The organism is Liquorilactobacillus sicerae, assembly GCF_029916425.1.
In the GTDB taxonomy this organism is placed as follows: domain Bacteria; phylum Bacillota; class Bacilli; order Lactobacillales; family Lactobacillaceae; genus Liquorilactobacillus; species Liquorilactobacillus sicerae.
Genome location: NZ_JAHAVQ010000007.1, coordinates 65999 through 78118, shown reverse-complemented (window position 1 = coordinate 78118; position 12120 = coordinate 65999). Strand labels below are relative to the sequence as shown.

Annotated in this window: 9 protein-coding genes; all 9 read left to right on the top strand. The window is 33.9% G+C overall.

The features are described from left to right. Nucleotides 1–110: 110 nt before the first annotated feature. The 9 genes from KH893_RS06140 to KH893_RS06100 all read left to right on the top strand — a co-directional run bounded on the left by KH893_RS06140 (nt 111) and on the right by KH893_RS06100 (nt 12111). On the top strand, nt 111–1061 hold the full coding sequence (locus KH893_RS06140; protein ID WP_281165270.1) for a glycosyltransferase family 2 protein: 951 nt from the start codon (nt 111–113) through the stop codon (nt 1059–1061). A 318-nt stretch (nt 1062–1379) separates the two neighbouring features. Continuing rightward, entirely contained in the window at nt 1380–2153 is a 774-nt protein-coding gene (locus tag KH893_RS06135; RefSeq protein WP_281165268.1) for a MotA/TolQ/ExbB proton channel family protein, read from the top strand. 3 nt (nt 2154–2156) lie between these two features. Then, nucleotides 2157–2936, top strand: a complete 780-nt coding sequence (locus tag KH893_RS06130) for an OmpA family protein (RefSeq protein WP_281165267.1) — start codon at nt 2157–2159, stop codon at nt 2934–2936. 129 nt (nt 2937–3065) lie between these two features. After that, complete coding sequence (locus tag KH893_RS06125) at nt 3066–5051, top strand: glycosyltransferase family 4 protein (RefSeq protein ID WP_281165266.1); 1986 nt, start codon at nt 3066–3068, stop codon at nt 5049–5051. Continuing rightward, on the top strand, nt 5051–6112 hold the full coding sequence (locus KH893_RS06120; RefSeq protein ID WP_281165265.1) for a hypothetical protein: 1062 nt from the start codon (nt 5051–5053) through the stop codon (nt 6110–6112). Before KH893_RS06125 ends, KH893_RS06120 begins: the two co-directional genes overlap by 1 nt. 287 nt (nt 6113–6399) lie before the next feature. Then, nucleotides 6400–6600: a transposase gene (locus KH893_RS13190; protein ID WP_427859964.1), complete on the top strand. Its 201-nt coding sequence runs from the start codon at nt 6400–6402 to the stop codon at nt 6598–6600. Between the two features lie 392 nt (nt 6601–6992). After that, a complete protein-coding gene (locus tag KH893_RS06110) occupies nt 6993–9032 on the top strand; it encodes a methyl-accepting chemotaxis protein (RefSeq protein ID WP_281165264.1) in 2040 nt (679 codons plus the stop codon). 238 nt (nt 9033–9270) lie between these two features. Next, nucleotides 9271–11334 (top strand): methyl-accepting chemotaxis protein, encoded by a 2064-nt coding sequence (locus tag KH893_RS06105; RefSeq protein ID WP_281165263.1) that lies wholly within the window; start codon nt 9271–9273, stop codon nt 11332–11334. Nucleotides 11335–11769: 435 nt separating this feature from the next. Continuing rightward, nucleotides 11770–12111, top strand: a complete 342-nt coding sequence (locus KH893_RS06100) for a helix-turn-helix domain-containing protein (protein WP_281165262.1) — start codon at nt 11770–11772, stop codon at nt 12109–12111. Nucleotides 12112–12120 lie beyond the last annotated feature (9 nt).

Sequence of the window (12120 nt, the reverse complement as noted above, 5' to 3'; positions counted from 1 at the left end):
TTTTATAAATAGTTGTGTTACAAGAAATGAAAACATGTATTAGTTTAGATAGTTCAGTGATGATTGAAGCTTAAGTCGCGAATTCAAACATCTGTACAAGGAGTACTAATTTGAAAAAAATTTATTTATATGCAAGCATTAGGAGATTAAATAAATTTATTAATAAACCTTCTTCATTAAAGTATGGAGAAAATATGGTTTCAATTGAACAGAGATTATTAATTCCTGGAGTTTTTAAGTTTTTAAAAATACTGACAGGAAGTTATTTGCCTTGTAAGAAAAGAAAATATTATTTTTCGATAGTTGCCATTGTTAAAAATGAAGGTGAATATCTTAAAGAATGGTTTAATTATTATCTTTCTTTGGGCGTGGATCATTTTTTTATCTATGATAATGGAAGCTCAGATAAAACACAAAACGTTATAAGAGAATACAAAAATTGTATTACTTATAAAAAGTATGATGGTTATGCAAAACAAATGGATGCTTATAATGATGCATTAAATAACTTTGGTAAATTAACAAAATATATGGGCTTTTTAGATATTGATGAATTCATAGTGGTAAAAAATGGTAAGGGTTTAAAAGAAATTTTTGATAAGTTCTTTAGTCTGCCCCATGTAGGGGGAATTGTAATAAATTGGCAAATTTTTGGTTCCTCACATTATAAAAAAAAGCCACAAGGATTAGTTACGAATAATTTTGTTTATCGGGCTAGAAAGGACTTCTATACAAATAGACATATTAAAAGTATTGTTGATCCAAGAAAAACAATAGGTTTTATAAATGAACCACACAGTGTATGCTTTTTACCAGGTTTTTGGGCGATTAACGAAAAAAAAAATAGGGTTGATGGGCCTTTAGCAAATGAAGTGTGCACAGAAATTATTCAATTAAATCATTATTTTACGAAATCAAAAGAAGAATTTATTAAAAAAAGGCAAAGAGGACAAGCAACGGTGGAGAAGCCAAGGACATTAATGGATTTTACTTTCCATGATAAGAATGATTTATTTGATGATACATTAAGATCTTATAATAAACTCCATAATCTTAAATAACTTTGCCGAAAGCACAAAATGTTTTGTGTAAGGTTTTAATAACATTGTTAGATCAGAAAAGAATTCCTCAAAGCCAATTCAAAGATATTTAGTTCATGCTACAAGTAATATTAAAAGAATGCAATTGCTTAAGGATTTTAAGGCTAAGCTAAAAATAAACCAGTTTCATTGAAGTTGTAAAATTAGTTTGCCTAAACATTTTAGCATTTTTGAGTTCTTATTTTTTATATTTGTATTTTTATTAACAATTTCCAGTTTTTAACCGATATAAACTACTAGGTTCGGTCTCTTTGGAAATATTCAGGAGGATAATTAATCATGGATGTATTTTTGTTAGTAGGTATTATTGTTGGTACAGCTGCCATTTTAGGTGGAATGTTGATTAAAGGTGCCAGCATTACAATTTTGCTTAGTCCAGAAGCTGCCTTAATCATCATTGTTGGGTTAATTGCTGCAACAATCAATTCTTTTCCACTTCAAGAAATTAAAAGAATTCCTAAAATAGTAAAGGCTTTGTTTTCCAATCGATCTTATGATTATGGTAAAATTGTTGGGCAAATCGTCGAGTTATCAAATATTGCCAGAAAAGATGGTTTACTAGCTTTAGAAGGTCCAGTTGAGAAGTTGGACAATCCATTTTTAAAAAAAGGGATGGAAATGGTAGTTGATGGTGCTGAACCTGAAGAAGTTCGTAGTGTTATGGAAAGTGAAATTGAAAGCATGGAAGAACGTCATCGGGTTGGAGCTTCAATCTTTAAAACAGCTGGAGCGACATCACCAACACTTGGAGTTTTAGGTGCAGTAATTGGATTGATTGGGGCCTTAGGTAACTTGGAGAATATTAGCAAGTTAGGTGAAATGATTTCTTCAGCCTTCGTTGCTACGATGTATGGTATTTTTTTAGGATATGTTATCTTGATTCCGGCTGGTTCAAGGCTAACTTCTAAATCTGAAGAGGAGATTCAGGCGCTTGATTTGATTTTGGAAGGTGTTATGGCTATTCAGGCAGGGATGCCACCGCGGAGCATCGAAAGAAAATTAAATAGTTTATTGGCACCTAAACAGAGATATCAAGATAAAGAGGAACGCTAGTCTATGAGAAAGAAAAAGAAAACTGAGACGTCTTCAGAAGGATGGCTTTTGCCGTATTCTGATATGATGACTTTGCTATTGTCTCTTTTTATTGTGTTATTTGCAATGGCCAAAATTAATGAAACAAAATTTCAAGAGGTCAAAAACGAATTTGGTACGATTTTGTCTAACCATTCGAATAGTTCGGAGGCTAACAAGGACGTAATCAAATTAAAAGAAAGTGGGACCAATAAAAAAAGTATTCTAAAAAGTTCAGCAGCAGCATCTTCATCATCAGTGGCACTTACAAGGCGGGAACAAATGGAAACTCAGCAGTTAAAAAGTGTTGAGCAAAAATTGAATCAAATTATTGAACAAACGCCTGATCTTGCAAATAATGCTGATGTCAGCCTTCAATCAGATGGAATTCATATTAATATGAAGAGTAACGTCTTGTTTTCGACGGGGAGTGCGGCATTAAGTGATGAAGCTAAAAATAATTTGAATGCTTTATCGTCACCTTTAAAGCAGTTGAATGAGAATCCTGTTGTCATTGCTGGTTATACAGATAATGTGCCTTATCAAGGACAGAATGGAGAGTATCAGTCAAATTGGGACTTGAGTGCAGCAAGGGCTATTCAGGTGATGCAATATTATGTGAATAATAGTGTTATTAGTAGCAGTAATGTTTCAATTCAAGCATATGCTGAAAATCAACCGCGAGCCTCGAATAATACGGCGGAAGGAAGAGCTCAAAATCGTAGAGTTGAAATAATTATCCAAAGAATAAACTATGATAAATAAAAAACAAGATTTAAAATTGAATTGCCATCTAGCAAATTATTAATTATGATTGAACTGTTCATTTTAACTGAATGAGCAGCTTTTTTTATATAGAAGATTTGGTTTTATCATTACTAAGGGGGTAATATTTTGGCTTTAACAGAGCAAGAGCTAATTGATTCATTAAAAAGCATTGATACTATTAAAGAATTAACAGATAAATACGACTTTCATGCAATTTTGTTAACGACTGCTAGAATTGTTGGAATTTCTCCACAGAATTTGATGAACCGGTTTAGCATAGAAGAAAATGACAGATATTATTTAAAAGAATTGAAAGATTTAACTTGTCATATTGATTATTTTCGCGAATTGTATTCTTTTTTAGCAGATGATTATTCAAAAAAAGTTTTGTTAAATATGCTTCGCTATCGAATTCTACCGATGGCAAGTTTTATTAGTAACGTAATAATTCATGGTGATGATCAATTTTTTGTAAGGAAATTAATTAAATGTTCCGGGAAAGAAATTTTCGTGGATTGTGAAGATAATATTGGAAAAATGACAGAAATTTTTCTGAGTGATTATCATGATTATAAAAAGGTTTATATTTTTGAGTCAGCAATTAGGAATCTGATTAAAAATCAGCAAAAATTAAAAAAATATGAAAATTTGGAAATCAAATCTTTACATAATATTAGTCAAGAAGATGATGATATAAGGAGAACCACTTCATTAGATAGTGAAGTTAAAGAAAAAGTTAATTTGATCAAAGTCGATACTCTAAAATCAGCAATTGAAGTCCTAATTGGTGCAAAAGAGCATATAAAAAATGATCGTCCTAAAATAATTGTTTGTTTATCACATGTTTCAAGTCATTTATGGAAGGTTCCGATGTTACTTAAGCAGATATGTCCGAATTATAAATTCTATTTGCGCTGTTATCAGAGAGACCATTCTTCAAGGATAGTTTTGTTTGCCATTCCTAACAATGAAATGTTAAAAGCATCTATAAATAAAGTACTACATTTTTATTCGTTTAATGGAACCTCAGGAAAATGGCGGAATGTTGAATTAACTAAAGAAATTGGAGTTGTTCCGTATTTGTTGCTAAAAAAGTATGGTATTCAGCAAACTTTAGTTACTAAGAAAGATAAGAATATTATATATAGCAACTTAAAAAAGGTTGTTCCGGGTTTGAAAATTGAGTATTTATCAGATAATGATGACTTTATTATTAGTGAATGGGAATTTGTCAAACAAAATTATCGGCAAATGGATGGTTTAATTTTGCGTGGTCCATATCCAACATTTTTCCCAGTCTTGGATTTATACCGGCAACTTAGACCCGATGGATACGTTTATTTATACTTGGACGCAAATGCTGCTTGGATGGATAGAATAGACTGGAAGGATCATCAATTTCAAAAATTTATGGATCAGTGTGATTTGATCACCACTAGTGGTCGAACGATGCAAGAACATTTAAGTGTTAAATGGCCTAAATGGACAATCAATTATTTTCCAAATGGTTTTTATAATTTTTCTCATCATAATTTAGATATCAAATGGGACAAAAAGGAAAAGATAATTTTAACAGTTGGACGTATCGGAACTTATCAGAAAAATAATGAAGCATTATTGCAGGCCTTCTCGGAAATTGCCGATGAAATTCCCGACTGGTCAGTTAAACTTGTCGGCCCAGTGGAGGAGCAATTCAAAAGCTGGTTGGAAAAATATTTTGCGTGCTATCCTAATTTAAAAGCTCGAATTATTTTAGTTGGTGAGATTGTAGATAAGGGAAAGTTATTAACAGAGTATCAAAGAGCATCAATTTTTGCTTTGACCTCAAGATTAGAGGGTGGAACACCAAATGTGATTGCGGAAGCATTAACTGGGGGAGATTGTATAATTACCTCGGGAATTGACGAAGCAGCTGATGCTACCAATCAGGAAAAATGTGGCCGGATCTATCATTCCAATACAGAATTAGCTCAGTTGTTAGTAGAATTATGTACTGATGCAAGTTTGAGATTAAAATTAGAAAAAGCAGCTCGGATGTATAGTCAAGATAATTTTGATTTTGAAAAAATTGTCAAACGTCTCCATACTTTACTTTTTTGGAGGGAAGATTAATGACAGAAATAAGTTTTAACGGAAATGCATGTATTTTTGAAGATAATGAAGGGCGTAAGTCAAAAATTTTTGATATTAGTTATTTAAAAAATCGCAGTTCTTTTTCGATTTACAATTTTAATTCTAGTGGTCAATTGGTACCGGAGTTTCCCCAGTTTTTTAAAAATGTTTTAGAGGAAATCGATGTCATAGAACCTAAAATAACAAATTATAAAAAGTTAGAGTTAATAATTACTATCAGCTTAATTATTAAGCAATTTTTTTACCAACCATTAGATTACCGAATTTTAGAAGTTGGCTGTGATCACGGAACGTTATCTTATTTTGTTGCTAAAGTTTTGTCAGCCTTTGACGATAAAAGTCAACTTTTATGTCTGACAGATCAAATTGTCAATACTACTCAGGATGAATGGCTATCAAAAATCTCACTTCTTAAAAATACAGAGAATATCTCACGCTTGACTACTTCTTATGATGTCTCATGGCTTGATCAACCAGTTTATGATCTGATAATCATTAATGGAAATGTTGATTTTCAACATAGTGATCGGGTTATGAAATCTTGTCTGGCGGCCTTAAAAAAAGGTGGCAGCCTAATTTGCTTACCAGCCAATGATTCCTTTTTGGCGGAAAGCTTTAGATTAGGGTTCTCCAAAGTTAAAGCTTATAATATTGCTAAAAATTCAAAGGTGTTAACGACGACACCTGTTAAACAAGATTATGAGCTAACTTTAGCAAATGATCCGCAAGTAAAATTTACAAAAGCCAAGGAATTATTAATTAGTACGGTTGCTTATCTCGAAAATAATTTGGATAGTAATGCTAATGAAAGCTTGAAAAAATCAATTGATCGATTGATTCAAACAGAAAAAGCAATTAATGCATGTCAAAATGCATTCAAACAGCCAGAAATAAAAAACAAAGTGAATATATTAAAAGAAGTTTTGGTGAATTGTTATGTTGGAAATTATCAAAACTGTGAGCAAAGTAAGAGGTGTTGTATTAAGGCATTCCAAGCTTTAAAACAAGTGGTTAGTGAAAGTTCAGAATTTAATTACTAAGGGTTGAAAGTTAATAATATTGAAGGATCCCTGCTGTTGCAGGGCTTTTTGATAAAATAGATACGAATCACTCCATGGCAGTATAATTAAGTCGTCTAAAAAAATATACAAAGGAGTCTTCTTGCCAGTGTCTACTATACCTCATTTATCTAATGATTTTCAGGTTTCTTTGCATCATTTCATAAAAATTGGTCCACTTAAATACTATTCTTTGTCAGGCTAATATTTATAAGTCGCGTAGTGTGCGAGTCGCCGTACTTTTTGAATAGCTTTTAGCAGCTACTTTCTTGCGCTATTCAATTTTTAGAGCTCATCAGGATTCCCAATTTACAAAAAATTGTGCGCGGCGCTGGCAGATTGAAAATTACTTTAAAGTTGCTAAACAGTATCTTCAATTCAATCAAACTCAGATTCAGAACTATGACAGTCTTTGCGGTCGTATGGCAATGGTGATGATGAGCTACGTTAACTCAACGAGAGAATGTTGACGAGCGTACTTTAGGGGGACTTGTTTTGGTGAATCTTTACCTGATATTCAGGCTGCAGAAACGTTAGACTGGTTGATAAAGCAGCTTATTGGTCTAGTTAAAAATATCATAATGGGTGAAAATATCGGTAATAATCTCTTCTCTGCTTTTATGCAAACATTGTCCGGTAATCTTAATCGATTACTGAGCAATGCGATGTGAAGCTAGTTTGAATAAAATATGGGCTTCGAGGCGTTGGATGACGTGGCTCATACTCTTTTTTGTGTTTTCAACCTTTAGTAAACAAATATATTATTGTTAAATAGGTGCCTAAAAGAGCTTAAATCTTGATTTTTTTTTACGATATATAACGTAGGTGACTTTTATTTATAGCAGAAGGAGAGATTTTTTTTATGCAAAAGAGAAAAAGTATTGGCAAAACCATTGGTATAATGCTAATGCTCACGGTTTTATTAGTTATTATTATTGTTTCAGTTGGTTCATATTTATCAATTAAGAATTTATTAACTGATCGTAACCAACTGAGTCAGCAAAGCGCTCTTAAGACTACTTTGACTAATAAAGATAATTTACGACAGTCAACACAAAAGGAATTATCAAAATTAGCAAAAAACAGTGTTCTTCAAGGGAATAACTATGATACGCAAGCAATTCGTCAAATTTTACATGCTGTCAAGAGTGGCAATCAAGAAATGCTGCAAATTGAATTTGCGACATTCGACGGCAAATTAGTAACCTTTACAAAGGTACCAGCTAGTTTTAATCCAAGAACACGGCCGTGGTATAAAGGAGCGGTGCAAGCAAATGGCAAAGTTCATTGGACTACACCATATAAAGATGCTAGTAATGGTCAGATGGTAACAACTGCTTCAATTATGGTCAAAAATGCCAAGGGCCAAGTCGGAGTTTTAGGAATCGATGTTTCTTACAAGAGTGTTGACAAAACTTTATCTTCTTTGAATATTGGTCGCACTGGTAGTGCTACGTTAGTTTCTAAAGATGGAACAGTTATAAGTTCGGAAGGTAAGTCTAAATATTATACTTTCAAAACTGGAAAGAATATAAAAAAGAATGAAGCTTTTAAAAAGTTATCTGCTAGTTCAGCCAAAAGTGGAAAACTGACTTTGTCAAATGGAACTATGTACTTTAAGAAAGCTGGCAGAGATTGGGCTTTCGCGGTAGTTGACAATAATGATTTAAATACGGAATTATACAGTTTGATTAAAGTTTCAGTGATTGTTGCAATTGTTGTGCTTTTACTCGAATGGCTGATATCCTTAAACATTACAAAGTTAGTAAAGAAAATAACTGCAGTTTTCTTGCGTGCCTTCGAAAATATTGGCAAAGGTAAATATGATAAGATCAAGCCATATGATGATACTAAACATGGCCTAGCTTTGTTGTTTGACCAAGATAGATTAGCACTGAAATTAAGTGAGCCTGATTCAGACGGTCAAGAATTTAATCAGTTAGCTTATGATTATAATCAAATGGTTGCTTCATCAGGCAAAGTCATTAATCAAGTTAAACAAGAAAGTAAAAATGTAGCTGATCGTTCCAATTCATTACTCGGTTTATCGCAACAAACCAGCAAGGCAACTGAAGAAGTGACGGGTATTGCTCAAGTTACTACTTCGCAAGCTCAAGAAACACAAAACAGTGTTACCAAGTTAAAAGACTTATCAGGAATTATTAAAGACATGCGGGCAGAAGTTAAACAAATGACTACGCGTTCACAAAAGTCCGGCAAACTCAATCAACAAAACTTGGAAATCTCTGATCATGTCAACCAAAGCTGGCAGCATGAAGTAACTAAGATGCGTGAGCTTTTACAAAGCATGGGGAATCTAAATGATCAGATTCAAAGTATCAACAAGATTGTAGCGGTTATTAGCGAGATCTCGCATCAAACTAACTTATTGGCGTTAAATGCTTCAATTGAAGCCGCGAGTGCTGGAGAAGCGGGTAAAGGTTTTGCCGTTGTCGCTTCGGAGATTCGCAAGTTATCAAATCAAAGCCGTGAATCAACTAAACAAATTACTGATATCATTGATAAGATTCGACAAGATTCTGAGGATATGTTGAAGAAAACGACGGTTTCAGTTGAAGGCAGTCAAAAACAGACTGATTTAATTGATCGAGCAATCGGTTCATCGAAGAACGTTTTTTCAATTAACCAGCAGTTGATTAAAGATATCCAAACAATTGAACAAGCGAGTCAAAAAATTGAGCAAGTTCAAAGCAAGATTCAAGAAAACTTGGAGAATATTTCTGCTTCGACTGAAGAGAACTCAGCCGGTTCCGAAGAAGTTTCAGCTAACTCTGAAGAAGTTCAAGCAACGATGGAAGAATTTACCAACCATGTAGGTGAGCTGCAGAAAACTTCAAAGGCTTTGCAGAAAGTTGTTGACAGTTTTCAAATTGAAAAATAATTAAAACTTTAGGTTGCTTCCAAAATAATTTAACACGTTTTTAAGTTAAACTTTTAATTTAGCTTAAAAACGTGTTTTTTATAATCTGAAATTGATAAAACAGAACACGTTCTTGCTTTTATAATTTTTGATACTTTGTTGGTTTTTTCGGTTTGAATTTTCTAAAAAGGGTTAAAAAAATATAAAATTTAACGATATATATTAAAGAGATAAGTGTTTCTTTAAGGAGGGGTTTTTAATGAAAAAGAAGCGTAGTTTAGGAAAATCTGTTGGCTTGATGCTAACAGGTACTGCGTTGATTGCTATTATTTTAGTTTTAACTGGTTCGTATATCGCTACACGAAAGTTGCTGACTGAACGAAATGAGTTGAGCCAACAAAGTGCTACTCAATCTTTGATGGCTAATAATAATAGTTTAAAGAGTTCAACCCAAAAAGAGTTAGCTAAGCTTTCTTCAGAAAACGCATTCAAGGGCAAAAAGTTTAACAACAAAAATATAAAACAATTGCTTCGTGATGCACAGGGGGCAAATTCTCAGATTAAGTACAGTGGCTTTGCAACTACAGATGGAAATTACATAACGCTTTCTAAGATGCCTGCTAGCTATGATCCAAGAGTTCGGTCTTGGTATAAGTCAGCGATTGCACATCCAGGGAAGGTAATGTGGACCTCACCTTATAAAGATGCAGGAACCGGACAAATTGTGACGACGGCTTCACTGGCGTTTACTAATCAAGGTGGGCAAACAGGGGTTCTAGAACTTGATTTGTCATATAGTAATATTACTAAAGCTGCTGCTGCTATGAAGATTGGTCGAACTGGAAGTGCAACTTTAGTTTACAAGGATGGCACGATTATTGCCTCAGCTGGTAAATCTAAAAATTATACTTTTAAACAAGGTAAAAGCATCAAAAGTAACTCCGTCTTCAAAAAGGTTGCTCAAGCTAAAGCTCAGCAAGGGACAGTAAAGGTCGACAAGGTTGGTACAGTTTATTACGATAGGGGCAGTAAAAATAGTGATAACTGGGCCTTTGCAGTCGTCGATAAAAATGATCTAAATACCGAATTACGTAGCTTAGTTATTATTTCATTAATCATTGCGGTGATTGTAGTCCTGATTGAATTAATTGTTTCACAACGCATATCGCGACTGATCAAGAAAATTGCGGCAGTTTTCTTACGGCATTTTGAAGAAGCAGGCAAGGGCAATTACAGTAAGATAAAACCTTGTACTGACAAACAGCGTTCAGCTTTTCTGTTTAATCAAGATCAGTTAGCTTTGAAAGCTACTGAACCAGATGTTAATGGTCAGGAAATCAATCAGTTAGCTTATCATTATAATCAGATGGTTGATTCATCAAGCAAAGTCATTAATCAAGTTAAACAAGAAAGTAAAAATGTAGCTGATGGTTCCAATTCATTGCTTGGTTTATCACAACAAACCAGTAAGGCAACTGAAGAGGTGGCACAGGCTATTACGGGTATTGCTCAAGTTACTACTTCGCAAGCTCAAGAAACACAAAACAGTGTTACCAAGTTAAAAGACTTATCAGGAATTATTAAAGACATGCGGGCAGAAGTTAAACAAATGACTACGCGTTCACAAAAGTCCGGCAAACTCAATCAACAAAACTTGGAGATCTCTGATCATGTCAACCAAAGCTGGCAGCATGAAGTAACTAAGATGCGTGAGCTTTTACAAAGCATGGGGAATCTAAATGATCAGATTCAAAGTATCAACAAGATTGTAGCGGTTATTAGCGAGATCTCGCATCAAACTAACTTATTGGCGTTAAATGCTTCAATTGAAGCCGCGAGTGCTGGAGAAGCGGGTAAAGGTTTTGCCGTTGTCGCTTCGGAGATTCGCAAGTTATCAAATCAAAGCCGTGAATCAACTAAACAAATTACTGATATCATTGATAAGATTCGACAAGACTCTGAGGATATGTTGAAGAAAACGACGGTTTCAGTTGAAGGCAGTCAAAAACAGACTGATTTAATTGATCGAGCAATCGGTTCATCGAAGAACGTTTTTTCAATTAACCAGCAGTTGATTAAAGATATCCAAACAATTGAACAAGCGAGTCAAAAAATTGAGCAAGTTCAAAGCAAGATTCAAGAAAACTTGGAGAATATTTCTGCTTCGACTGAAGAGAACTCAGCCGGTGCTGAAGAAGTTTCAGCTAACTCTGAAGAAGTTCAAGCAACAATGGAAGAATTTACCAATCATGTAGCTGAGCTGCAGAAGACTTCGCAGGCTTTGAAGAAAGTCGCTGACAGTTTTCAAATTGAAGGCAAATAGGGGCCCTGTTAATTTGTTTGCCAATTAAAAAATGTTGAGTTTAAAATAAATATTTATACTCAGATTATTTATAGTTTTTGTCACACCCACTAATTTTAGCTTTTCAAAAAATTAGTGGGTGTGATTTTGTTAATCTGTTAAATAAATTCCATGTTTACATGGTTATGATATTCAGTACAATTAGGCGGATATCATTGCATGGAATGATTTTTCACAAAAAGCAGTAGAAAATAAAGGGTCTATACTTTCTGACATTGGTGGAACATAAAATCCAATATCAGTTTCTTTAAAGTTGAAGACCTTAGAACTGTTAGCTTTGGCGTTGTTTATCATTTCAAAGTGATCCATGCTCGCCTTAGTTATCAGTTTTCTCGTTGCCCCCACTGTGGTTTTGCATCGCTGATTAAAAATGGTACTACTTAGACAAAGCTCCGTTTGACGACGCTCAATGGCCCAATGATTTTGTTGTACCTGCGGAAACAACGCTATTTTTGTAAATCTTGTCAGACTACTTGTGGTGCCAACACTCCAATCGTTGAAAAGAATCATTCTCTTACCAGGGGTCTAAAATCAGCTGTCTTTAAATTAGCCCAACAATCACTGCCTGTTACGACGATTGCCAAAATAGTCGGGATCTCTCCTAGTTTAGTTGCACGGATTTTATATCATGATTTTCAAAGGCCTCAGCGCCTAGCCAAACTTCCTGAACATCTTTATTTTGATGAATTCAAATCACGTATTCATTTATTGCTATCGCTGCTAAAAAGCACAATTTGATCTCAATTC

Excerpts from the sequence above, each read along its gene's own strand:
- KH893_RS06135 (WP_281165268.1), top strand. The coding sequence starts at position 1,380 with ATGGATGTATTTTTGTTAGTAGGTATTATTGTTGGTACAGCTGCCATT.
- KH893_RS06130 (WP_281165267.1), top strand. The coding sequence starts at position 2,157 with ATGAGAAAGAAAAAGAAAACTGAGACGTCTTCAGAAGGATGGCTTTTG.
- KH893_RS06120 (WP_281165265.1), top strand. The coding sequence starts at position 5,051 with ATGACAGAAATAAGTTTTAACGGAAATGCATGTATTTTTGAAGATAAT.
- KH893_RS06110 (WP_281165264.1), top strand. The coding sequence starts at position 6,993 with ATGCAAAAGAGAAAAAGTATTGGCAAAACCATTGGTATAATGCTAATG.
- KH893_RS06105 (WP_281165263.1), top strand. The coding sequence starts at position 9,271 with ATGAAAAAGAAGCGTAGTTTAGGAAAATCTGTTGGCTTGATGCTAACA.